The sequence below is a fragment of the Pandoraea morbifera genome (genome assembly GCF_902459575.1).
Classification (GTDB): Bacteria; Pseudomonadota; Gammaproteobacteria; order Burkholderiales; family Burkholderiaceae; genus Pandoraea; species Pandoraea morbifera.
The window spans coordinates 110,708-133,221 of record NZ_CABPSD010000007.1 but is presented as its reverse complement, the minus strand read 5'-3'; the positions used below and the strand labels follow the sequence as shown (position 1 = coordinate 133,221).

The following is a 22,514-nucleotide window of genomic DNA, read 5'->3' as shown; positions in this document are numbered from 1 at the left end:
TTTTTTCTGTTCCGATCGTGCGGACGTCGGTTTTCTTCTGATTTAGCCGTGCCTGACGCGAAAGATTTCGCGGACCGTAATCAGTCGGCGTCGACCCAGCCCGGAACTGTGTGCGCCTGGACTTTGACGACTTTGGTGACGACGTAGGTGAAGTAGCGCTCGATGCCCAAGTCCGCCATCAGCAGGTCGTCGATGAAACGCTGGTAATGATCGATGTCGCGCGCGAGTACGTGAACGATGTAATCGACGCCGCCACCTGTGGCGTGGCATTGCACGACCTCGGGCGCGTCGCACAGGCGCGCCTCGAATCGGTTCATGTCATGCGCGGTATGCCGCGCGAGCGTGATCTCGACGATGATACGGCTGACGTGCATCACGCCGCTCCAGTCGACGTCGGCGCGATAGCCACGAATCACCCCCGCCGCTTCGAGCCGCTGCACGCGCTCCCACGTGGGCGAAACGGACAGGTGGATCAGCTCGGCCAGACGCGATTTGGTAATTCGGCCTTCACGGGCCAGCACGCTGAGGATGGCGATGTCGAAACGGTCGAGTTTCACCATGGGGGGGAACGCTTTGGAGAGAGGACTGAGGCGTACGCGAGTCGCTGACGCTATGCGTTCGGCAGCACGTCGGCCAGAACGCAGAGCGTGTCACCGATGCCGATCCGGCCCGGAAAATGTCGGCCGATGAGCATGCCATCGCGCCTCGCACGGTACTCCACTGGTGCGACGCCCGTCCGTGTCACGTCGTGAACGCGCGCAATGACGTCGCAACGTTTCACCTTCGCGGCGTCGCAACGGGCTTGTTGCCCGGTGTCGTTCAGTTCGTGGATGGCGGCGATCGGCACCATCACGGCGCCCCACGCACTCGCATCGTTGGAGTGCGGGACTTTCAGAAAGCCATGCTGGACGCCGTCCTGAAGAAGATCGACCGTCGGATACACACGCGGCGGAAGTGCGAGAGCCTCTTGATCGCGATGCATGCTCAATAACCTCGCGCCAGGTCGACGTTGCCGGGAATTCGTCCCGTTTCGCGAAAATCGCGGATGTTTTCGGCGATCACTCGCGCTGCCGTCTCATGATCCGTGGGTGCCGAAATGTGCGGCAGCACGGTCACGCGCGGATGCTCCCAGAACGACGAATCGAGCGGCAGCGGTTCGGTGTCGAACACGTCGAGCACGGCATGCGTGAGGTGGCCCCGGTCGAGGGCGTCGAGCAAGTCGGACGCCACGATCACAGGGCCACGCGAGAAATTGATGAGCGAGGCGCCCGGTTTGATGCGACCGAGGCGCTCCGCGTCCAGCATCCCTCGGGTTTGCGCCGTCAACGGAATCAGGCTGACGACGATGTCGCTTGCGGCGAGCATGGCGCACAGTCCATCGTCGCGAGCGTACGTTTCGACGCCGTCCAGCGTCTTCGGCGAACGACTCCATCCGTGCACGACGAACCCGGCGTCGCGCAATCGTACCGCGGCTGCCTGCCCGAGCTCACCGAGTCCGAGCAATCCCACCGCCGTCTGCGACGGCTTCCGATAGGCGTGCTGCAACCAAACGCGCTGCGCTTGCTGACGCGCGTAGCGGGGCATGTCGCGTTGCAGGTAGTAGGTCCACGCCAGCACGGCCTCGGCCATCGTGCGCGACATCTCGGGGTCGATCAGCCGCGTGATCGGCGGACTGTCCGACGGGAGCGCCGCGATGAGCGATTCCACGCCGGCCCAAAGGCTCTGAATCCATCGCAAGCCCGTCAGGGCGGTCAAGTCCGCGGGATCCGGATTCGCGACGATGGCAACGGACACCCGCTCGCGCTGGGACGCGGACAGTTCGGCCAGCGGCGCGACGATCTCGCCGGGCAGCGCGGCGCGCAGGGCGTCGAGGTACGGACGTTGATAGTCCGCGGACATCCGGCTAAGGAAGGCAATGACGGGCGGCATCGTGGCGCTCGTTCAGGCCGTGGTGGCCGCGGTGACAGCGTCATTCGCCATCTCTTCCATGTCCTGAAAGCGGTCGGCGATGCGCGGATGCACGCGGCCGCCGTCGGACGCGCCAATCGCCAGCAGAATTTCGTCTGGGCCAGGGGCATCCGTCATCTGGAACGTCGCCGTGATGAAGTGGGAACGCTTGCCCGTTTCCGATTTGTGAATCATCGGCACCGACACCAGCGTACCCGGGCCGACGCGCGTGTTGGTGAACGGCAGGAAGGCCGTGCCGTTCACGGCGGTGCGGAACAGATTGCCGAAGCGCAGCGTGTGGATCATGGCCGAGGCATGTTCGATTTCGCCGTTCGTGCCGACGACAGCCGCCTTGCCATATGCCTCCACGCGCTCCCCGGGGATGACATGGACCAGACGTTGCGTCATGAGCGCGCCAAGCTCCGGGGCGAGACGCACGATTTCCGGACGCAGATTCTCGACGAATCCCTGACCGGCCCATGGATTGCGAATGACAGCGGCGACGACGACTGTCGTTACCGGCGTCTCGGCGGCCTTGCCGCCTTCACGGTAGGTGGTCTCGACGTACGTTGCGATCTTGCGAAGCTCTTGTTTCACGAGTGTCTCCTGTTGCATTGCGGTACAGATGCCGTGACCTGCCGCTCGTGCGGCGAAGCGGCTCGAAGGGTGTGCGCCGCGGCGATCCGGGCGCCTGGGGAAAACGTGGCAAACATCCGTGGCCTGCCGATGAGACTCATGCTATTGCGCCCGATGCGGCCGGTCTTCCGCCGGAACGTCGGAAGATGTTTTTTTTCTTCCGACGCTTTGGTGTAGATTTTTTGGGCGAGAAAGGAGGCACGCAATGCCGGAACATCACCAACGGCTCATGGCATTGCGCCATGTCGCCAGTCAGATCAGCAATGACGAAGACATCGACGCACTGTTTCGCGATCTCGTGCGTGGTGCGGTGCAGCAAGGCGGTTGGGATCTCGGCTCCGTCATGAGCATCGATCTCGCCCATGGCTACGGGCTGGTGATCACGCGCTTCGAGACGAGCATGCTGCCGCAGCATGTCGAAGACCGCTGGGAGTTGGCGACCAGTCCGTCGCTCATCGCCTTGCAGACGAATGAACCCGTCTATATCCGCGATGCACTGGAGAACACGCAATTCCCCGGCTACCGGCGCGAAGCGCGCGAGCGCGGCTACCGGACGGTGCTGGTACTGCCGATGGCCTCGCGCGATACGGAAGGCCGGCCGATGGTGCTGACGGTCGCATCGCGCAAGGTCCGCGACGTCGGCGAGGACGACCTCACCTTCATGGCGACGGTCGTGCACCTCGGCGCGATTGCGGTGGAGCGGGCTCACCGGCAGCGCGCGCAAGTGATGGCGCACGAGCGTCTGCAACGCACGCTCGAAGCGCAACGCACGTTGCTGGGCGATGTGCTCGCCGGCGGCTCGTTCGATCAGTTGACGTCGTCGCTGAGCGATCTGATCGGACGCCCGGTGCTCGTCATCGACTTCCTCGCCAATCAATGGCACGCGTCGGCGTCGCCCGTTCCCTCGCTGATGGACGATGCGGCGTGGATACGCTGGCTGTCCGGCGCACAGGGGCGGGAGCTCAGCGCTAACGTGCGCGACGCCCTGCAACGCTACCGTCAGACCCGCCTCGACGTGCCGCTGGGACGTCCACCCGGTCAGGTCACCTTCGGCGCGGGCATTGAACCGTTGACCGTCGACGACGACCTCGTCGGCGCGCTGCTCACGTTCGGCGACGACGCGCTGAGCGACCTCCAGCAGTTGCTGTTGGAGAGCGCCCGCTTTGCGCTGAGCGTTCAACTGATGCGCAGCGTGGTGCGGTTCCGGTTCGAGACACGCACGCTCACCGAGTTGTTCTTCGAGATTGTGGAGCGCCGCTGGCGAGATGAAGGCGATTTGATTAGCCGCGCCCGCCATCTCGGCGTCGCCCTCGATGCGCCGCTGCGCATGATGGTCGTCGATTATCCGGATCAGCGAACCAGTGTGGCCTCGGGCCGCGCCGCCGGGCATCTCTCGCTGGAAAGCCATAGCACGGTCGAATTGCTTGCCCGTCAGTTGAATGTGCCGATGCATATCGTGACGATCGGAGGCGGTCTGGTGTGTCTGGCGCCGCAGGACGGTTCGGCAGACGCCACCGCACTCGCCCGGCTCGCCAAGCGCATGAGCGAGGCGCTGGCACGGTCGCTGGGACGCGAGCCTATCATCGTGATGAGCGATCTCTGCGAAGGACTGGAGCCGCTCGCGCGCGAATGGGAGCGTTGCTGGCGCATGATTCGGGTGGCGCGCAAGTTTGGTCGCAGCGGCCCGCTGGACATGCCGGGCCTGGGCCCCCTGCCAATGCTCATGGGAGCGGCCGATTCGTCCGACGTCCACGGTTTTGTGGAAGGCACCATCGGCAAGCTCGTCGAACACGACCGACAGTCGGGATCGCCGTACCTCGAGACGCTGACGGAATACGTACGCTCCGGCTGCCGCAGTCAGCCGTGCGCCGACGCGATGGGACTGCACGTCACCACGCTGCGGTACCGCCTCGCCCGCATTCAGGAGTTGTTCGGCATCGACGTGGAGACACCGGAGCGTCGCTTCGCGGTTGAGCTCGCAATTCAGCTGCACGCGCTCACGAAGCGCGCGGCTCCCGTCACACCAGGGGCGGCGCCATCCCCCGAAGGGCCGAAGTCAAAAGCCATGCCGGCCACGTCGAGCCCGCATGGCGGCGGGCGTCTGGCGAGCGCATCCATGAAAACCCTGCCGCGCAATCGAGAGTAAATCACTTCGCGCCTCCTGCGATTCGACGGAAGCCGACAAAAATGTCCTCGCATATCGTTGACCTCAACGTAATGACGTTTCGAGGTAAACGACATGCAAGCTGTCACCCAACAGCGCAAGACGCCGGCGGCCGGCGCTGGCACCGCCCCCGCGATTTCCGCCATCGACCCGGTGGCGCTACGCCGCGCGCTCGGAACATTCGTGACCGGAGTGACCGTCGTCACGACGCGTGACGAAGAAGGCCGCCCGCGCGGCATGACCGCCAACTCCTTCACGTCCGTCTCGCTCGACCCGCCGCTGTTGCTCGTGTGCATCGGCAAGCGTGCGGCGAGCTACCCGGTGTTCCAGCGCACGGAACACTTCGCCGTCAACCTGCTACATGACGGCCAGACCGACGTGTCGAACCTGTTCGCATCGAAGTCCGCGGAGAAGTTCACGACAGTGGGGCATGACGTCGTCCACACGGGCGCACCGGTCCTGACCGACTGCCTGACGTGGTTCGACTGCATCGTGCACAACCGCGTCGACGCCGGCGATCACGTCATCCTGATCGGCCAGATTCAGGCCTTCGGTACCAGCCCGGCCGCGCCGCTCGGCTTCTGCCGAGGTCGCTACGCTCATGTGAAAGATCCGTTGCCGCCGGGCTGGCTGTCGTCGCACGACATGATTGTCGGCTATCTGATCGACGCGAACGGAAGCCTGCTGCTCGCGCAGGACGGCAAGGGCGGATGGGTGTTGCCCAGCGCGCCGCGCCGCCTCGCGAGCGGCCGCCTGCCGCTCGCCGGTGGCGGTGAACTCGAACTGGTGCCGCACGACACCTTTCTTTACTCGGTGTTCGACACCGCCGAGAACGATCCCGGCTATCTGATGTACCGGGCGCGACTCGCGCAACCGCTCTCGCACGACGAGCTGCCGCCGAACTTCCGCTTCTTCCCGTTCGACCAGTTGCCCTACGACGACATCGCGTCGCGCGAAATTCGATCGATGGTGCGTCGCTACGTTCGCGAAACCGCCGGAGGACACTTCGGCATTTACATGGATTCTCACGACGGTGGGCGCATCGCAATGGTCAGCGATGCACAGCCGTGGACCCAACCTTTCCAAGCCTGACGCTGGAGTCAACTGATGCATACGACGGTACAAACGCTGGAAGGCTCTCGCCAGTCACTGTTTATCGACGGGCAGTTCGCCGCGCCGCATAGCAACGTGTACGTTCCGAGCTACGACCCGACGACCGGCCGCCCCTGGTACGAGTTTGCGCAGGCCGATGCGGTGGACGTCGACCGCGCCGTACGCTCCGCACAAGCGGCGCTCGTCAACCCCGCCTGGCGGCGCATGACGCAAACCGAGCGTGGCAAGCTCGTGCGCAAGCTCGGCGAACTGGTGCTCGCCAACGCCGAAGCGCTCGCCGCCATCGAGTGCCGTGACAACGGCAAGCTGCTCAAGGAAATGCGTGCGCAAATGCGGGCGATTCCCGATTCGTATTCGTATTTCGCGGGCATGGCAGACAAGCTGCAAGGCGACACCATCCCCGTCAACAAGCTCGACACGCTGAACTTCAACACGCGCGAGCCCATTGGCGTGGTCGGCATGATCATTCCGTGGAACTCGCCGCTGATGATGCTCACCGGCACGCTCGCACCCTGTCTTGCGATTGGCAACACCATCGTGGTGAAGCCATCGGAGCACGCGACGGCGTCCACGCTCGCGCTCGCCGAACTGGCGATCGAAGCCGGTATTCCGCCGGGCGTCGTGAACGTGGTGACGGGCGACGGCATGACCACCGGCGACGCGCTGACGCGTCATCCCGGCATCGCCAAATATGTTTTCACGGGCAGCACCGTGACCGGGCGCAAGATTGCCGGCAACGCTGCGCAAAATCTGGTGCCTTGTCAGATGGAACTCGGAGGTAAGTCGCCGCACGTGGTGTTTGGCGACGTGGACATCGAGCGCGCCGTGAACGGCGTCGTCTCGGGCGTGTTCGCCGCCGCCGGTCAGACGTGCGTGGCCGGGTCACGCTGCTTCGTCGAGGCGTCCGTGCACGACCGTTTCGTCGAGGCGCTGGTTGAGCGCACGCGTCGGGTGCGTGTGGGGCATCCGACGCACGAAGACACCGACATCGGACCGCTGGCGCTGGCCGCGCAATTGGATAAGGTCGAGGGCTACGTGGCTTCGGGCATTCAGGAAGGGGCGCGCGTGGCCGCCGGCGGTCAGCGCCCGGCACGCGACGATCTCGCCGGTGGCTGGTATTACGAGCCGACCGTCATGACGCATGCGCGCAACGAAATGCGCTTCATGCAGGAGGAGATCTTCGGTCCGGTCGTCGGTGTCGTGCCGTTCTCGGACGAAGCCGAACTCATCCGGCTGGCAAATGCCACGGAGTATGGCCTGGCCGCCGGCATCTGGACGCGCGACATCGACCGCGCCATGCGCTTCGCCCGCGACGTGGAGGCGGGCACGGTCTGGATCAATACCTATCGCTCGGCGGCTTACATGTCAGCCAACGGCGGCACCAAGCACAGCGGCTACGGCCGTCGCGGCGGCTTCGAAGTGATGCGCGAGTTCTCGCGTCTGAAGAACGTCGTGATCGATTACTCGGGGGCGATGCAGGATCCGTTCGTGATCCGCCTGCGCTGATCGCCCGCAATACACAAACGAAAACCCCCTGGAGATCTACCCATGAAATTCTCCGTATCGCTCAGCATGGAGCGCTTCTCGCCGCAGGACACGATGAACGACGCCGTGCGCAACATGCTGCACCTCGCGCGCATCGCCGACGAAGGCGGCTTCGAGACGTTGTGGACCGCCGAGCACCACACCATCGAATGCACCATCTCGCCGAACCCGTTCATCACGCTTACGTGGCTCTCGCAGCACACCGAGCAAATCCGTCTGGGCACGGCCACCATCGTCGCACCGTACTGGTCGCCGATTCGTCTCGCAGGCGAGGCCGCGATGTGCGACCACCTGACGGGCGGGCGCCTCGAATTCGGCATCGCGCGCGGCGCGTATCAGTATGAGTTCGACCGCATGGCGGGCGGTATTCCGCAGCAGGAAGGCGTGGCGTACATGAAGGAACTGGTGCCGGCGGTGAAGAAGTTGTGGGAAGGCGATTACGCGCATGACGGGCATTACTGGCAATTCCCGCTCGCCACGTCGGTGCCCAAGCCGCTGCAACAGCCGCATCCGCCGATCTGGGTGGCAACACGTGATCCGGGCAGTTTCGACTGGGCCGTCGGTGTGGGCGCGAACATCCTGTCGACGCCGCTCGCCGCTCCTGTCTCCGAAGTCGCCGTGCTGGGCGATAAATTCCGCAAGGCAGTGGCCGATCATCCGGAACGCCCGCGACCGCGCTTCATGATGCTGCGCCGCACCTGCGTGTACGACCGTCCGCAGGACTGGGAAATCGCCGTGCGTCACAGCGTGGATTTCGGCCGCACGTTCGAGAACCTGATGCAGAACATCGGCACCGTCAAGAACGGCTTCCCGGAAGCCGTGCCGTACGAGTCGGTTGTCGGGCGAGCCAACTACGATCCGGCGGCAATCCGAGAAAACCTGATGTTTGGCACGCCGGACGAGATCGTGCGCAAGCTCGAAGTGTACGAGGAGCAAGGCGTCGACCAGTTCTGCCTCGGCCTGTCGTTCAATCTGCCGTTCGAGTTGCAGGTAAAGACGCTGCGTCTGTTCATCGACGAAGTGATGCCCCATTTCGCCGCGCGTGAAGCAGGTCGCACCAGGGAGGCCAATGCGGCTGCGGCGGTACAGTTGGCCGAGACGTCTGGGCGTCCGGCCGCGCTGGCATCGGCGGGCCGCTGACGCATGAGTGCGCGCGCCATGACCGAACCGCCCAACGATTCGCCCGCACGGACGCTGCAAGTCGGCGATGTCACGCTGGCCTATCGCCTGCTCGGGCGAGGCCCCCGCCCGCTCGTGTGCATTCACGGCGTGGGATCGTACCAGGAAGCCTGGGACGACGTGGCCACCCTGCTGGCCGACGACTTCCGCATCCTCACCTTCGATCTGCGCGGTCACGGCAGCTCGTCGCGGGTGAAGGGACGATACGAGATCGACGATTTCGTCGCCGACGCACTGGCCCTTGCGGATCACGTGGGCTTCGCCACGTTCGATCTCGCGGGCTTCTCGCTGGGCGGGCTGATCGCACAGCGGCTGGCGCTCTCGTATCCGACGCGCCTGCGTCGTCTCGCGCTGCTCGCCACGGTATCGGGCCGGACCAAAGAGGAGCGCGAGCGCGTGCTCGCGAGGCTCGCCGCGTTGCAGGGTGGCGAGCGTGGCGCCCATTACGACGCCTCGCTGTCTCGCTGGCTGACGGAAGACTTTCAGGCGAGACATCCGGAGCGGATCGTCTATCTGCGCAATCGCAATGCGCAGAACGATCCGGATTGTTATGCATCGGCCTACCGCGTGCTGGCGGAGACCGATTTCGGCGGGTTCATCGATCAGATCCGAGTGCCGACGCTCATCATCACCGGCGAAGACGATCAGGGCTCGAACCCGCGCATGGCCCGCTTTATGCATGAGTGCATCGTCGGCTCGCAACTCGCCATCCTGCCGGGCATGCGGCATTCGATTCTGGTCGAAGCGGCCGCGCCGGTCGCGGGGCTGTTGCGGGATTTCCTTGTAGATGACCCGGAAAAGAAGGGACCCCCAGCATGATCGTCGAAGAGCGCATTTACCGCATTCGCAACGGTTGCATGAGTCGCTACCTGAATCTCGTGCGGACCGAGGGGCTGGCGATTCAGCAGCCCATCCTCGGGCATCTCGTCGGGTATTTCACGACGGAGATCGGTGTGCTCAGTCAGGTGACCCATCTCTGGGCGTATCCGAGCCTGGACGAGCGTGCGAGGCGTCGCGCGCGCCTGGCGCAAGACACGCGCTGGCAGGCGTTTATTCCGCGTCTGTCCGAATTGATCGAAACCGCCGAGAACCGCATTCTGGTACCGACCGATTTTTCCCCGCTCATGGCGTTCACGCCACAGGCTGCCACGGACCATCATTCTACGGACCCAAAGGAGGTTGGCCATGACTGACCGACTGAGAATCGAAAACCTGTACAAGGTCTTCGCCGACAAGCCGGCGCGAGCGCTGGCCATGTTGCGCGATGGCAAACGCAAGTCCGAGGTGCTCGAAACGCTCGGTCAGGTCGTGGGACTCGACGACGTCTCCCTGACGGTTCCGTCCGGTGCGATCTACATGATCATGGGGCTCTCCGGCTCCGGGAAATCGACGCTCGCGCGTTGCATCAACCGCCTCAACGAGCCCTCCGACGGCCGGATTCTGCTCGACGGTGAGGACCTGTGCGCGCTTCACGAGGGCGGGCTGCGCGAGGTGCGTCGCAATCGCATCTCGATGGTGTTCCAGCACTTCGCGCTGCTACCGAATCGCCGAGTCATCGAAAACGTGGAGTTCGGGCTCAAGCTGCGTGGCATGCCGGCAGCGCAGCGGCGCCGCCGCGCCGAGGAAGTGCTGTGCGTGGTTGGACTGGCGTGCTGGGCGTATCACATGCCGCATGAACTGAGCGGCGGTATGCGGCAGCGCGTGGGGCTGGCCCGCGCGCTCGCCACCGAAGCGGACGTTCTCATCATGGATGAAGCCTTCAGCGCGCTCGATCCGCTCATCCGAACGGAAATGCAGGACGAGCTGCTGCGTCTTCAGCACACGCTCAACAAGACCATTCTGTTCATCACGCATGACTTTCAGGAAGCGCTGAAGCTCGGCACGCGCATCGCCATCATGTCGGAGGGTCGCCTTGTGCGCGAAGGCACGCCGCAACAGATCGTGCTGGATCCGGGCAGCGACTACGTGGCGGCGTTCACCCGTGACGTCGACCGTGCCCGCCTGTTCGATGCGCGTTCGGTGATGGCGCCCGTGCCCGCGGTGCTCGCCCAATGCGAGCACGGGTTGCCATGCGTGCCGGCCGACATGCGCCTGGTCGATGTGGCCGCGCGTTTCAAATCCGACGGACCGATGGGTGTGACCGACGACGACGGCAAGCTGATCGGAGTGCTGGACGTGGGGCAGTTGCTTGCCCGGATTGGCGCCACTGCCGGCGCAGGAGACCATCATGCTTAATGCCGACCAACTTGCGGTATTCCCCTTCGATCAATGGATTCAGGAGGGCGTGCAATGGATGGCGCTGCACATGCGTCCGCTGTTCCTGGTCATCAAATGGCCCGTCGAGCGGTTGCTGACGTTCAACGACAGCGTATTTCACGCCGCGCCGTTCCCGGTGATGGTCGTGATCGCGTTCCTGCTGTGTTGGCGTTTGGCCAGTCTTGGCGTGGCGGTATTCAGCGCCGTCGTGTTCGTGGTCATCGCCATGCTCGGGGTGTGGGGCGAAGCGATGACGACGCTCTCGCTCATCATGACCGCCATTCTGTTCTGTGCGCTCATTGGCATTCCCATCGGCATCTGGAGCGCGCGCAGCGAGCGTGCGTGGCTGGTGGTGCGTCCGGTGCTCGACATCATGCAGACCACCCCGACGTTCGTATATCTCGTGCCGGTGGTGATGCTCTTCGGCGTGGGCAACGTGCCGGGCGAAGTCGCCGTGGTGACGGCTGCGATGCCACCGCTCATCCGCTTCACGCATCTGGGCATTCGCATGGTCGAGCATGAAATCGTGGAAGCCGGTCTAGCGTTTGGGGCGGACAGGCGTCAGTTGCTGTGGGAGGTGCAATTGCCGCTCGCGGTGCCGACGATTCTCGGTGGCCTGAACCAGACCGTGCTCACGGCGATGGTGATGTCGGTCGTGGTGGCCATGATCGGCGCGGAAGGTCTCGGCCTGGTGGTGCTGCAGGGGCTGGGGCGTCTCGATGTGGGACGCGCGGCTGTCGGAGGCATCGCCATCGTGTTGCTGGCCATGATGCTCGACCGGTTCACACAGAAGCTCGCACGCACGAAGCCGCGCGATCAGCAGACGTTTCGGGCGGTGATCTCGCGATTGTTTCGTGGGGAGCGTCGGGTGGGGGCCGAGGTGCCGCCGACGGCGCGTGCGGCGGATACGCGTGAAGCGCTCTGAACGAAGCGGGGGAGCATCAGGGGTTCGTACGTTTGGCATCACAGAAACGCCGGCCATGACGACGGTGTCAGGGATCGGCACCCGAGCCCGCAGGCGCAAGTCCCGCGGGCCGATAACTCGACGATCGGAAAGATCGAACAGGTCTTGGAGAGCAGCAATGAAAGGATTCGCAAAGGCGGTTGCTTCGTTCACGTTTTCGCTGGTCGCGGCGGGCGCGTTGCATGCGCAGACGCTTCCGGGCACGGGAAAGACGATCCATTACGCGCAAAGCGACAGCTTCGGCGGTAATTACGTCGTCGCCCAGATCGTCACGAAGGCGTTCAAGGGGCTGGGGTACGACGTCAAGCTCAGTACGATGAATACGACGCTGTTCTTTCAGGCGGTTGCGCAAGGCGATATCGACATCGCCACCGACGTGAACTTCCCGCAACGTGAACCGGGCTTCCGCGCGGTGGCGTCGCAGGCGATGATCGTCGGCTCGGGCCTCATCGCGGGCGACGGCATCAACGGCTATCTGATCGACAAGAAGACGGCGCTGCAGTATCACATCACCAGTCTCGAGCAGATGAAGGATCCGAAGATCGCCGGACTCTTCGGCAAGGACGGCAAGGCCGAGCTGATCAGTTGCGATCCGGGCTGGAGTTGCGGCGATGTCGTCGATTACCAGCTCGACAAGTTCGGCCTGAAGCCGACGGTCAAGGCAGTGCGAGGAAAGTACGAAGCGCTGATGGTCGAGGCGGTCACGAAGGTCAGACAGGGCAAGCCGGCATTTTTCTACGCATGGAGTCCGTCATGGGTGACGAACGCGCTCGTGCCGGGCGTGGATGTGGTGTGGCTGCCGACCCCGGCTGACGCACTGCCGCCGAACGTCCCCAACAAGGGCTCGGCGCTCGTGAACAACGTTGAGGGGTGCGCGGGCGGGGCGAATCCGTGCCGCATGGCGATGGCGTCCTGGAACTGGGGCTCGGTCGCAAACAAGCAGTTCATTGCCGCTAACCCCGCCGTGAAGGCGCTCATCGAGCAGATCCGCTTCCCAGGCAAGACGTGGTCGCAGTGGGAGGCTACCATCAGCAAGGAAGGCGGCTCGCCGGCGCTGATAGCGAAACTCTCGGACGAGTGGATCGCCGCCAACAAGGCGCAGATGGATCAGTGGGTGGCGACCGCGGCCAAGGCGAAGTAATTGCCCCAACGGAAATGGAGGGAGGACATTCAATGAATCCGGAATTGTTCGAGAAGGGGCTGAAGACACGCCGCGAGGTGCTCGGCAGCGAGTACGTGGACAAGTCGATTGCGTCGGCCGATGCGTTCAACCTCCCGATGCAGGAACTGGTGACGCAGTACTGTTGGGGCGAGATATGGAATCGCCCGGGTCTCGACCGGCGCACCCGGAGCTTGCTGAATCTGGGCATGCTCACGGTCATGAATCGTCCGCACGAACTGAAGCTACACGTGCGCGGCGCGCTGACCAACGGTGTGACGAAGGAGGAAATCACGGAGGTGTTCCTGCAAGCCGCGATCTACGCCGGTGTGCCTGCGGCGATCGACAGCTTCCGTGTCGCACGCGAAGTGTTCGACGCCCAGACGTGAGCACGAGCGGCGATGGCGTCCGAGGGTGTCGCCGCCGGTGCATCGGATGCTTTTTTGGGGGGATCACGCTACCGGCATGCTCTCCCCATCGGAATGATCGTGGGCACCCGGAGAAGAATTTCCTCGCAACGTATTGAATTAAAAAAGCCCCTGACGTCACCGTCAGGGGCTTTCTTGCTTCTTTGGTAGGCCGTGCTGGGTTCGAACCAGCGACCAAGGGATTATGAGTCCCCTGCTCTAACCGCTGAGCTAACGGCCCTCAACTACCGGCGCTCGCTCAGCAGCAATCAATTGCCTTCGAGGAACGACTTGAGCTTGTCGGAACGGCTCGGGTGACGCAGCTTGCGCAGCGCCTTGGCTTCAATCTGACGAATACGCTCACGCGTCACGTCAAACTGCTTGCCCACTTCCTCGAGCGTGTGGTCCGTGCTCATCTCGATGCCGAAACGCATGCGGAGCACCTTCGCCTCACGCGGCGTCAGCGAATCGAGCACGTCCTTCACGACGTCGCGCATACTACCATGCAATGCGGCGTCAGCAGGCGCTACCGTGCCCGTATCCTCGATGAAATCACCCAAGTGCGAATCGTCGTCGTCACCGATCGGCGTTTCCATGGAGATCGGCTCCTTCGCGATCTTCATGATCTTGCGGATCTTGTCCTCCGGCATTTCCATCTTCTCGGCCAGCGTCGCCGGATCCGGTTCGACACCGGTTTCCTGCAGGATCTGACGCGAGATCCGGTTCATCTTGTTGATCGTTTCGATCATGTGCACCGGAATACGAATGGTACGCGCCTGGTCCGCGATCGAACGCGTGATGGCCTGACGGATCCACCACGTCGCATACGTCGAGAACTTGTAACCACGACGATATTCGAACTTATCCACCGCCTTCATCAGGCCGATGTTGCCCTCCTGGATCAGATCCAGGAACTGCAGGCCACGGTTCGTGTACTTCTTCGCAATCGAAATCACCAGACGCAAGTTGGCTTCGGTCATCTCGCGCTTGGCCTTGCGGGCGCGGCGCTCACCTTCCGACATCTTGCGGTTAACGTCCTTCAATTCGGCCAGCGGCAGCACCACGCGCGCCTGCAAGTCGATCAGCTTCTGCTGAAGTTCCTGCACGGCCGGCACGTTGCGCTCAACCACCGAACTGTACGCCTTGTTATCGGCCACGACCGTGTAGATCCAGTCGAGATTCGTTTCGTTGCCCGGAAAACGCGACACGAAATCCGCGCGCGGCATGCCGCACTTGTCGACCACGATGTTCAGGATCGCACGCTCGATGTTGCGCACTTCGTCCACCTGCGAACGAAGCGTGTCGCACAAACGCTCGACCGTGCGCGCCGTGAAGCGGATCGTCATCAACTCGGCCTGGATCGCCTCGCCAGCCTTCACGTACGGCTTGGACTGGTAGCCCTCCTTCTCGAAGGCACGGCGCATCTTGCCGAACCAGTCGGCAATCACGGCGAACTTGGCCAGCGAGTCACGCTTGAGCTGCTCGACCTGCGCAGCCGAAGCCCCCGCGCCACCGCTGCTGCTGTCGTCTTCCTCTTCGGCTTCCTCTTCCTCTTCTTCCGCCTCGGCGTCGGCATCCGCGTCGAAGTCCTCGTCGTCGGAGGAAGCGGCCGCCGCCTCGGCTTCCGCGTTGGGATCGATCAGGCCGTCAACCACCTCGTCGATGCGCATTTCCTCACGCTCGACCTTCTCGGCCATCGCCAGGATCTCGGCGATCGTCGTCGGGCACGCGGAAATGGCCTGCACCATGTGCTTCAGGCCCTCCTCGATGCGCTTGGCGATCTCGATTTCCCCTTCGCGCGTCAGCAGCTCGACCGTGCCCATTTCGCGCATGTACATCCGCACCGGGTCGGTCGTGCGACCAAACTCGGAGTCGACGGTCGACAAAGCCGCTTCGGCTTCTTCCTCGACTTCGTCGTCCGACGCGGCGTTCGGCGCATTGTCGTTGAGCAACAGCGTTTCGGCATCGGGCGCCTGCTCGTACACAGCAATGCCCATGTCGTTGAACGTGCCGATCACGCCCTCGAGCGCCTCGCTTTCCACCAGCTCGTCGGGCAGGTGGTCATTGATCTCGGCAAAGGTCAGGAAGCCTCGCTCCTTGCCCAGCTTGATCAGTGCCTTCAGTTTGCCACGACGCTCCTCAAGTTCCTCGGCCGTACCGGGCTGGTGCGAGGAAAATGCGTCCTTGAGCAGTGCTTTCTCTTTTGCCCGGCGATCACGCGCCTTCTGCTTTTCCACTTTGGTCTGATCTTCGTTCACGGGTTGATCGTAAGTATTCTCTGCGACGCCTTGCGGCTCCGGAGCAGCAGTCTTCGCGGCACGGCCTCGCGTCTTTTGGACGGGCGGCACGACGGCAACCGGCGTGACCTCTACAGCTTCGGATTTGCGGGAAGCCCCGGTCTTGCGTGGGGCCTGCGTCGCAGGTGTACTGCGGCCCGCCGGGCTCGTGGCCTTGGCGGTAGTTGCGCTCTTCGCGCTTTTTTCAGCGGGTTGTCGGGCCTGCGGTTTCCCGCCTGCCGTCGCCTTGGTGGCCGTTGCCGCCTTTGCTGCCTTCGTCGGTCTGACGGGCGGCTCGGACTTCACCGTCGGCCTGGCCGCTTTCGCAGCCCCCACCTTCGCGGCGGTCGCACTCTTGCGCTTGGTGACATCGGTCACCTTCGCAGCCGTCTTGCCGGTCGTCTTCATTGCGCCGGCGGCTGCCTTATCTTGCGTAGTACGTTTCGCCGAACTTGCCTGGCTGGCCGTCTTCTTCGAGGCTTGCGCTACCGCACCGGCTTTCTTTCCAACGCCAGCCGTCGCAGAGCGAGACGCCCCCTTCCCACCTGATGCCGCCGCCGCGCTCGTCGCGCGCTTTGCCTTCGGTGAAGGGATAACCGTCTTTTTTCCGCTGGTCGTTGTCATCTTTGCCATAGCGATCTCGCTTGCCAGAAAACAGCCCACTGAAAACTTTCCATTATAGCACGCGGGCTTACCTCAACTTCGCGCGCCTCCTGTGCCGGCCGTAGCCAGCAACCGCTTCAATTCGTCGCGTTGTCGCGACAGCGCCTGAGCATGGCGCATTTCATCGGCCGTCAGTGACGTCCGCTTGAAAATCGTCTCCAGTTCCTCGCACAGCCCGTCGTATTGCAGCCGCCGAATGGCGCTGCGCAATTCGGCAAGCCGCAGCGATATCTGCTCCTCACGACGCTCGACCTGCGCCTCGTCGGCCGGATCGAACAACAGCAAATCACGGGCGTTTTCCTCGAAAGACAGAATTTCGCGGATGATGTCGTCAAAACTCGCCCAGTTCGGCGATGCTCGCAGACGATCCGACATGAAGCGAAAATCCGCCTGCGCCCCCATCTCGTGGCAGTGCGAGAGCACTTCCGAGAATATCTCGGCGTGATGACGCACTTCCCGTAATATCTTGGTCTCTTCTTCGGTCAGTTCGTTTCCGAGCACCGGAAACATCAACAGATTCTGCAAGGCACGGTGTTCCGTACCCACTACGCGGCGTTTTTCGCGCTTGGCTGGCGTCTTGTCCCACGCGTTGTGGCGACGGGCCGCGCCGATCTGCAGTTCGCATAATTCAGCGACTTCCTCGATCGAGCTGCCCACCCGCTCGGCCAATGCGTGCAGGATCTGCCCCCGCAACGCGTTCGCCGGCATTTGCTGCAACAGCGGCTTGGCTTCGAACAGCGCCCGCGCCCGGCCCTCGGGTTGATGCATTTCCTTGCCGGACGTCACTTCGCCAATCAGGAACTGCGACAACGGCATGGCCCGCGAGACCTCGTCCGCAAACGCCTGTGTACCGTATTCGCGCACGTAACTGTCCGGATCATGCTCGCTCGGCAGGAACAGGAACTTGAAGCTCCGGTTGTCGTCGGCATGGGGCAGGCACGCCTCCAGCGCGCGACGAGCTGCCCGACGCCCGGCCGCATCGCCGTCAAAGCTGAACACGACCGTCTCGGTCTGACGCAACAACTTCTGCACGTGCATCGGCGTGCAGGCCGTTCCCAGCGTCGCCACAGCCTGCGGAAAACCGAGCTGCGCCAGCGCCACCACATCCATGTAGCCTTCGACCACCAGCACGTAGCCCGCGTCGCGAATGCCCGCCCGCGCCTCGAACAATCCGTACAACTCGCTGCCCTTGCTGAACAACGGCGTTTCCGGCGAATTCAGGTATTTGGGCTCGCCCTTGTCCAGCACGCGCCCACCGAACGCAATCACCTGCCCCTTCGTATTCCGGATCGGAAACATGATCCGGTCGCGAAACCGGTCGTAGCGACGCTTGGCGCCACCTGCCTCGCCCTTCTCGCTTTCGATGACCAGACCCGCATCGAGCAGCTGATCGTCACGGTAATTCTGGAACGCGGCCTCCAGGTTCTGCCAGGCGTCCGGGGCGTATCCCAGCCCGAAATGCGCGGCAATCTCGCCCGTCAGGCCACGTCGCTTCAAATAGTCGATGGCGGCCGGCGCGCTGCGCAACTGCTTGCGGTAGTAATCGCACGCGCGCGTCATCACGTCGACCAGCCCGAGGGTTTGCGCCCGTTGCGCGGCAGGTGCCGGCGCGCCCGGCATCGGCGCCTCACGCGGCACATCCAGCCCGACGTTGCGGGCCAACTCCTCGACAGCTTCGACAAAACCAAGCCCGGCATGCTCCATGAGGAAGCTGATCGCGCTGCCGTGCGCGCCGCATCCGAAGCAGTGATAGAACTGCTTGGTGGGGCTTACCGTAAATGAGGGCGACTTCTCATTATGAAAGGGGCACAGCCCCATGAAGTTCGCCCCGCCCTTCTTCAACTGCACATAACGGCCCACCACCTCGACAATATCGACGCGGTTGAGCAAGTCCTGCAAAAACGACTGGGGAATCACTGGATCGATGCCATCGCAACGCGGCCCCGCACCGTCCCTGCGACGGCGCCGTACCGCGCAACCGAATTACGCAGCCAACGCGGCCTTCACCTGCGCCGACACGGCCGTCATGTCGGCACGCCCGGCCAACAGCCCCTTGAGCACCCCCATGACTTTGCCCATGTCCTGGGGACCGGCGGCGCCGGTCTGGGCTACCGCTGCCTTGACGGCCTGCGCGACTTCTTCCGCCGAAAGCTGCTGCGGCATGTAGACCTGGAGCACTTCGAGTTCGGCGGCCTCCTTGTCGGCCAGATCGGTGCGGCCGGCAGCCTGAAACTGACTGATGGAATCCTTGCGTTGTTTGATCAGCTTGTCGACCACGGCAACGACGGCCGTGTCGTCGAGAGTGATGCGCTCGTCGACTTCCTTCTGTTTGATCGCGGCGAGCAACAGCCGGATGGTCCCCAGTTTGTCCGCGGCCTTGGCACGCATGGCCGTCTTCATGTCTTCGTTGATGCGTTCTTTCAGACTCATGAGCAGGGGTTCCGGAATTCGAATACGTTTCAGTGTAGTGCATGCCGCCTCAAAGAAAAGGACGGCCGCCGTCAGACACTCGCCGCTCGCAGCCGCAGCCAGAGACGCGGCGCCGGGAACGAGCGGGGGCAGAAAGCACAAAACCCGCTTGGCGGACGACCGCGAACGCGATCACAAGCGGGCTCGCCGGAGACCGCGGCACCTTGAGCGCGTCGTCTCCACGAAGGGGAGAGCGTATCACAGCGCCATCGCGGCCGTCTACGACAGGGCGTCCTGGCCCGTCCGCTCGGCCCGCACGCTTTCGGACATTGCCTGCGCGCAGGCCACCGCCGACGCCCAGGCCCACTGAAAGTTGTAACCGCCGAGCCATCCCGTCACGTCGACGACTTCCCCGATGAAATGCAGTCCTGGCTGCGATCGCGCCTCGAGCGTCGTGGACGAAAGCGCCCGCGTATCCACGCCACCACGGGTGACTTCGGCCTTGCGCCAACCTTCCGAGCCGCACGGCTTGAGCGTCCAGCCGGAAAAGGCCTGCGCCAGCGAGCGCAATGCCTTGTCGGGAAGCTCCTGCACACGCGCCTGCGGCGAGAGACCACTATTGGCCACCCATGCGTCGGCCAGGCGCGCCGGCACCCACTGTGCCAGCAGGTTCGCCAGCTGACGCCTGGATGAGGCCTTGGCATCGAACAATGCCGCCTCGATATCCGACGATGGCGCCAAATCGAGGGTGATCGGCTGCCCCGGTGTCCAGAAACTGGAGATTTGCAGAATGGCCGGACCCGACAACCCCCGGTGCGTGAACAGCAGATCCTCGAGGAAGCTCCCCGCCTCCTTGCCTTTGCCCGTGCTTACCTCGACTTCGAGCGACAATCCCGACAGGCCCGCAAACGGCGCCCACGTCGCGGCGTCGAACATCAGCGGCACCAGCGCCGGACGCGGCTCCACAATGCCCAGCCCGAACTGCCGCGCGATGCGATACCCCCAGTCGGTGGCCCCGATTTTCGGAATCGACAGGCCACCCGTCGCAATGACCAGCCGTTTTGCAGCGATATGCCCGGCATCTGTCGTCAAGTGGTAACGATGGGCGCCGCCCGCGTCCGTGTGAGCCACGGTGTGCACCGCACAGGGCATGCGCCAGTGAACATGGCCCACAGCACACTCCTTGCGCAACATCTCGATGATGTCCTCGGCACTTTCGTCGCAGAAGAGCTGCCCGCGATGCTTTTCGTGCCACGCGATTCGGTGGTCCTTGAGCAGCGCCAGAAAGTCTCGAGGCGTGTAGCGTGCCAGCGCGGAACGACAGAACCGGGGGTTCTCGGATAAATAGTTTCCCGGTCCGGCATTGATATTGGTGAAGTTGCAACGTCCGCCGCCCGAGATGCGAATCTTCTCCGCAAGGCGCGTCGCATGATCGACAAGCACCACGCGCAGCCCGAGTTGCCCGGCCACCGCCGCGCACATCAGGCCGGCCGCGCCGGCGCCCACAATCGCTACATCGTACTTTTCCATGGCGCGCGTTGCCTGGGCGTACGACCAGGACAAAACAAAATTGGTATATTTATCAGAATCTTAGATTGCGGCAGACGGACGCCGCGAGAAGGGGCGAATGATACAGGAACCGGCCGGGAACTCAATGATCCGATGTCGCCCCCGGCACCCGTCCGGTCGATTCAGGAGGCGATCCGTGACGATGCGGTGACAAATCAGCGCGACGCCCCTCCCCCCGGGCCCGACGGCTTCGCCCTCCTCCCGCGCCCCACGACAGACGCCGGCAATCCAACCGGCAATCAGGAGGTCAGGACCGGCATCCTGCCCCGGATTCGGCGAAATTCGTGCCAGGTCAGCGCAATGACGCCAAGGTCGAGTAACGACAACAATAACAGCCAGACCGAATGGGTGTGCGCGTACCGGTACAACTGGTAGGCAATGAACAACGCGAATATGACGACGGAAACCGGAAAAATCCAGAGCCGTTCGCGCAGCAGGCCCACGATCAACCAGAGTTTGAGCACGCCGTGCGCGAGCAGGTAAACGGCGACGAACGCCTGCGAACCAACAGACAGATGCTGAGCCGCATGCAGCAAGACGCTGGCGAGGACGTCGTGAGGATCCTCACGGAGTTCATGCCCCGTGATTCGCAACGCGAACGACAGGACGACGTGACTCGAGATGAAGTACGCGGCCGCCCCGGCGACCATCTCGCACACCGCGAAGAGCGCTTTGATCCACAAGCTCGCCTCAAAGAGACCATGAAGGTGTTTCTCCGCCGTATTGGACCAGCCCGTCACGCGTCACACTCCGCAAGCGATATCACCGATTCGTCGTGATGGCGAGCCTACGCCCTCACCCAACCGCGCGCAATCCATCGCGCAAACACCTTCTGATGCGCGGCCACGGCCAGCCAATACGCGGGCGCCACCAGCCAGGGCATGCGCCGGGCCACCAGCCAGCTCGCGATGACGGCGACAATGGTCGAGCCCGCCATGTCCATCGGGAAGTGTACGCCGAGAAAAATTCGCGCCCAGGCGACAGGAAACCCCAACAGTGCCGCAGCCACCCCGGCGGCTCGCGTGCGCCGGTGCAGCAGGAGCGCGAACGCCACCGACCAGATCAGCGTCAGGTGATCGCTCGGAAACGAGCTGTCGGCGGCATGCGAGAGATAAGTGTGACCCAGGCCCACCATGAACGGGCGGGGATGCACCCACACCCAGCCGATCATCTGATTGATCGCCAGACCCGCGGCGCCGGCCACCGCGGCCGTGACCAGCGCACGTCGTCGTGAAGCATCGGCGTGCAACCACATCGCGCCCAGGCCGATCGGCACAAGCGCGATCAGGTACTGCGCCAGGTACGTCGCGACCGCCAGCGCCCATGGAGCCGGCGTCGCGCCGGCATTGAGCATCAGGAAAAGCGTGTCGTTAAGGTGTTCCATGGAATTGACGATTCGATGGCCGCGCCGTCGCGGCCAGGTTGTCCCACGTTATTGGTAGGCGCCGGGTTTCGGCTGTTTCTGAAGGGGTAGCATCTTGTGCAGCGTGCCATCGCGCAGTACCCAGTGGTGATAGAGCGCGCCGCAAACGTGCAAGCCGATGACGCCGAGCAAGCCGTAGGCAAGCAACGAATGGACGTCGCCCATGCTGTGACCGAAGGAAGACCCTCTCGCCACGAGCGCCGGCAGCGGCACCACCCCCAACAGCGAGACGCCGTAGCCGCGCGAGGAGGCATTGATCCAGCCCAGCACGGGCACGAGCACCAGCAACGCGTAGATGCCCTTGTGCGCCAGGGCGGCCAGCGCCTGCAGGCGCGACCGCACGCCGCCGGACGGCGCGCTGCGAACACGCGTCCACATGAGCCGGATCGCGACCAGCCCCAGGATGGTCACGCCGAGTGACAGGTGCCATGCCACGAGTCCGATGGCGGGCGTTTGCCGCGTGATGTCGGGCATCGTCCAGGCGACGACGAATTGTGCGGCCAACAACGCCGCGGTCAACCAGTGCAGATAGCGCGACGCAGTGTCGTAGCGCGTGACGGCTTGATTCATGACGACCTCTCTTCCATCGACGGAAAACGTCGATGGGTCTGCCGACGGCCCGATTGCCGTCGCTCCCGAATGCGGATTCTGAGGCAGGACACTTAGCGCGGACTTAGCGCGGATCTGGCCGTTTAACACGAGCGCAACGAAAGTCTTGCTGCGGCATCCTCACGGGTTTGATGCAGTGAAACGCGCATCCGCTCAGCGTGAGGCGCGATGCCCCCAAGCAGGGATACGGCAATC

At 63.6% G+C, this 22,514-nt stretch carries 21 protein-coding genes, 1 tRNA gene and 1 pseudogene; 11 read left to right on the top strand and 12 right to left on the bottom strand.

The genetic code is table 11. The features are described from left to right. Positions 1-80 precede the first annotated feature (80 nt). The 4 genes and pseudogenes from PMO31116_RS13560 to PMO31116_RS13545 all read right to left on the bottom strand — a co-directional run bounded on the left by PMO31116_RS13560 (position 81) and on the right by PMO31116_RS13545 (position 2,544). Positions 81-560: an Lrp/AsnC family transcriptional regulator gene (locus PMO31116_RS13560; RefSeq protein WP_150567172.1), complete on the bottom strand. Its 480-nt coding sequence runs from the start codon at positions 558-560 to the stop codon at positions 81-83. 50 nt (positions 561-610) lie between these two features. Then, positions 611-775: pseudogene (locus PMO31116_RS24355) on the bottom strand (N-alpha-acetyl diaminobutyric acid deacetylase DoeB); the annotation flags it as partial. Positions 776-984: 209 nt separating this feature from the next. Continuing rightward, the gene (locus PMO31116_RS13550) at positions 985-1,929 is read right to left on the bottom strand and encodes a 2-hydroxyacid dehydrogenase (protein ID WP_150567170.1); all 945 of its coding nucleotides are present in this window, start codon (positions 1,927-1,929) and stop codon (positions 985-987) included. A 12-nt stretch (positions 1,930-1,941) separates the two neighbouring features. Beyond that, the gene (locus PMO31116_RS13545) at positions 1,942-2,544 is read right to left on the bottom strand and encodes an amino acid synthesis family protein (RefSeq protein WP_150567169.1); all 603 of its coding nucleotides are present in this window, start codon (positions 2,542-2,544) and stop codon (positions 1,942-1,944) included. A 244-nt stretch (positions 2,545-2,788) separates the two neighbouring features. Here PMO31116_RS13545 and PMO31116_RS13540 point away from each other — a divergent pair, with 244 nt between their 5' ends. From PMO31116_RS13540 to PMO31116_RS13495, 10 genes are all read left to right on the top strand, one after another. Next, a complete protein-coding gene (locus PMO31116_RS13540; protein ID WP_150567168.1) occupies positions 2,789-4,729 on the top strand; it encodes a helix-turn-helix domain-containing protein in 1,941 nt (646 codons plus the stop codon). A 93-nt stretch (positions 4,730-4,822) separates the two neighbouring features. Beyond that, complete coding sequence (locus tag PMO31116_RS13535) at positions 4,823-5,839, top strand: flavin reductase (RefSeq protein WP_150567167.1); 1,017 nt, start codon at positions 4,823-4,825, stop codon at positions 5,837-5,839. A 15-nt stretch (positions 5,840-5,854) separates the two neighbouring features. Then, entirely contained in the window at positions 5,855-7,366 is a 1,512-nt protein-coding gene (locus tag PMO31116_RS13530; protein ID WP_150567166.1) for an aldehyde dehydrogenase, read from the top strand. A gap of 42 nt (positions 7,367-7,408) precedes the next feature. Next, entirely contained in the window at positions 7,409-8,545 is a 1,137-nt protein-coding gene (locus PMO31116_RS13525) for an LLM class flavin-dependent oxidoreductase (RefSeq protein ID WP_150567165.1), read from the top strand. 18 nt (positions 8,546-8,563) lie between these two features. Beyond that, complete coding sequence (locus PMO31116_RS13520) at positions 8,564-9,403, top strand: alpha/beta fold hydrolase (RefSeq protein ID WP_150567164.1); 840 nt, start codon at positions 8,564-8,566, stop codon at positions 9,401-9,403. Then, positions 9,400-9,777 (top strand): NIPSNAP family protein, encoded by a 378-nt coding sequence (locus PMO31116_RS13515; RefSeq protein ID WP_150567163.1) that lies wholly within the window; start codon positions 9,400-9,402, stop codon positions 9,775-9,777. Before PMO31116_RS13520 ends, PMO31116_RS13515 begins: the two co-directional genes overlap by 4 nt. Beyond that, the gene (locus tag PMO31116_RS13510) at positions 9,770-10,819 is read left to right on the top strand and encodes a quaternary amine ABC transporter ATP-binding protein (protein ID WP_150567162.1); all 1,050 of its coding nucleotides are present in this window, start codon (positions 9,770-9,772) and stop codon (positions 10,817-10,819) included. The genes PMO31116_RS13515 and PMO31116_RS13510 overlap by 8 nt, the downstream gene beginning before the upstream one ends. Beyond that, complete coding sequence (locus PMO31116_RS13505) at positions 10,812-11,765, top strand: ABC transporter permease (protein ID WP_150567161.1); 954 nt, start codon at positions 10,812-10,814, stop codon at positions 11,763-11,765. The genes PMO31116_RS13510 and PMO31116_RS13505 overlap by 8 nt, the downstream gene beginning before the upstream one ends. Before the next feature lie 157 nt (positions 11,766-11,922). Continuing rightward, the gene (gene proX, locus PMO31116_RS13500) at positions 11,923-12,945 is read left to right on the top strand and encodes a glycine betaine/L-proline ABC transporter substrate-binding protein ProX (RefSeq protein ID WP_150567160.1); all 1,023 of its coding nucleotides are present in this window, start codon (positions 11,923-11,925) and stop codon (positions 12,943-12,945) included. A gap of 32 nt (positions 12,946-12,977) precedes the next feature. Further along, positions 12,978-13,352 carry a carboxymuconolactone decarboxylase family protein gene (locus tag PMO31116_RS13495; protein ID WP_174971287.1) on the top strand — a complete coding sequence of 125 codons (375 nt, stop codon included), beginning with the start codon at positions 12,978-12,980 and terminating at the stop codon, positions 13,350-13,352. Positions 13,353-13,535: 183 nt separating this feature from the next. Here the strand turns inward: PMO31116_RS13495 and PMO31116_RS13490 are convergent. Next, positions 13,536-13,611, bottom strand: a tRNA-Ile gene (locus PMO31116_RS13490). Between the two features lie 28 nt (positions 13,612-13,639). Further along, positions 13,640-16,054 carry an RNA polymerase sigma factor RpoD gene (rpoD, locus tag PMO31116_RS13485; protein ID WP_343038617.1) on the bottom strand — a complete coding sequence of 805 codons (2,415 nt, stop codon included), beginning with the start codon at positions 16,052-16,054 and terminating at the stop codon, positions 13,640-13,642. Here rpoD and PMO31116_RS24350 point away from each other — a divergent pair. Next, positions 16,038-16,328, top strand: coding sequence for a hypothetical protein (locus tag PMO31116_RS24350; protein WP_343038616.1), 291 nt, complete (start codon positions 16,038-16,040; stop codon positions 16,326-16,328). The two genes, rpoD and PMO31116_RS24350, sit on opposite strands and share 17 nt — an antisense overlap. Before the next feature lie 14 nt (positions 16,329-16,342). Here PMO31116_RS24350 and dnaG read toward each other — a convergent pair whose 3' ends face one another. The 6 genes from dnaG to PMO31116_RS13455 form a co-directional block, all read right to left on the bottom strand. Continuing rightward, on the bottom strand, positions 16,343-18,226 hold the full coding sequence (dnaG, locus tag PMO31116_RS13480; protein ID WP_150567158.1) for a DNA primase: 1,884 nt from the start codon (positions 18,224-18,226) through the stop codon (positions 16,343-16,345). Positions 18,227-18,292: 66 nt separating this feature from the next. Further along, positions 18,293-18,739 carry a GatB/YqeY domain-containing protein gene (locus tag PMO31116_RS13475; protein ID WP_150567157.1) on the bottom strand — a complete coding sequence of 149 codons (447 nt, stop codon included), beginning with the start codon at positions 18,737-18,739 and terminating at the stop codon, positions 18,293-18,295. Positions 18,740-18,997: 258 nt separating this feature from the next. After that, a complete protein-coding gene (locus tag PMO31116_RS13470) occupies positions 18,998-20,248 on the bottom strand; it encodes a BaiN/RdsA family NAD(P)/FAD-dependent oxidoreductase (RefSeq protein WP_150567156.1) in 1,251 nt (416 codons plus the stop codon). A gap of 278 nt (positions 20,249-20,526) precedes the next feature. Then, positions 20,527-21,027, bottom strand: a complete 501-nt coding sequence (locus PMO31116_RS13465) for a DUF2127 domain-containing protein (protein WP_246185277.1) — start codon at positions 21,025-21,027, stop codon at positions 20,527-20,529. Positions 21,028-21,074: 47 nt separating this feature from the next. After that, complete coding sequence (locus PMO31116_RS13460; RefSeq protein WP_150567155.1) at positions 21,075-21,671, bottom strand: undecaprenyl-diphosphatase; 597 nt, start codon at positions 21,669-21,671, stop codon at positions 21,075-21,077. A gap of 48 nt (positions 21,672-21,719) precedes the next feature. After that, positions 21,720-22,280 carry a cytochrome b gene (locus tag PMO31116_RS13455; protein ID WP_150567154.1) on the bottom strand — a complete coding sequence of 187 codons (561 nt, stop codon included), beginning with the start codon at positions 22,278-22,280 and terminating at the stop codon, positions 21,720-21,722. Between the last annotated feature and the right edge of the window lie 234 nt (positions 22,281-22,514).

Coding starts and splice junctions, on each gene's coding strand:
- PMO31116_RS13535 (WP_150567167.1), top strand. CDS start 4,823: ATGCAAGCTGTCACCCAACAGCGCAAGACGCCGGCGGCCGGCGCTGGC.
- PMO31116_RS13510 (WP_150567162.1), top strand. CDS start 9,770: ATGACTGACCGACTGAGAATCGAAAACCTGTACAAGGTCTTCGCCGAC.
- PMO31116_RS13530 (WP_150567166.1), top strand. CDS start 5,855: ATGCATACGACGGTACAAACGCTGGAAGGCTCTCGCCAGTCACTGTTT.
- rpoD (WP_343038617.1), bottom strand. CDS start 16,054: ATGAAGACGACCGGCAAGACGGCTGCGAAGGTGACCGATGTCACCAAG.
- PMO31116_RS13505 (WP_150567161.1), top strand. CDS start 10,812: ATGCTTAATGCCGACCAACTTGCGGTATTCCCCTTCGATCAATGGATT.
- PMO31116_RS13460 (WP_150567155.1), bottom strand. CDS start 21,671: ATGGAACACCTTAACGACACGCTTTTCCTGATGCTCAATGCCGGCGCG.
- PMO31116_RS13495 (WP_174971287.1), top strand. CDS start 12,978: ATGAATCCGGAATTGTTCGAGAAGGGGCTGAAGACACGCCGCGAGGTG.
- PMO31116_RS13520 (WP_150567164.1), top strand. CDS start 8,564: ATGACCGAACCGCCCAACGATTCGCCCGCACGGACGCTGCAAGTCGGC.
- proX (WP_150567160.1), top strand. CDS start 11,923: ATGAAAGGATTCGCAAAGGCGGTTGCTTCGTTCACGTTTTCGCTGGTC.
- PMO31116_RS13550 (WP_150567170.1), bottom strand. CDS start 1,929: ATGCCGCCCGTCATTGCCTTCCTTAGCCGGATGTCCGCGGACTATCAA.
- PMO31116_RS13475 (WP_150567157.1), bottom strand. CDS start 18,739: ATGAGTCTGAAAGAACGCATCAACGAAGACATGAAGACGGCCATGCGT.
- PMO31116_RS13540 (WP_150567168.1), top strand. CDS start 2,789: ATGCCGGAACATCACCAACGGCTCATGGCATTGCGCCATGTCGCCAGT.
- PMO31116_RS13560 (WP_150567172.1), bottom strand. CDS start 560: ATGGTGAAACTCGACCGTTTCGACATCGCCATCCTCAGCGTGCTGGCC.
- PMO31116_RS13455 (WP_150567154.1), bottom strand. CDS start 22,280: ATGAATCAAGCCGTCACGCGCTACGACACTGCGTCGCGCTATCTGCAC.
- PMO31116_RS13515 (WP_150567163.1), top strand. CDS start 9,400: ATGATCGTCGAAGAGCGCATTTACCGCATTCGCAACGGTTGCATGAGT.
- PMO31116_RS13525 (WP_150567165.1), top strand. CDS start 7,409: ATGAAATTCTCCGTATCGCTCAGCATGGAGCGCTTCTCGCCGCAGGAC.
- PMO31116_RS13470 (WP_150567156.1), bottom strand. CDS start 20,248: ATGGAAAAGTACGATGTAGCGATTGTGGGCGCCGGCGCGGCCGGCCTG.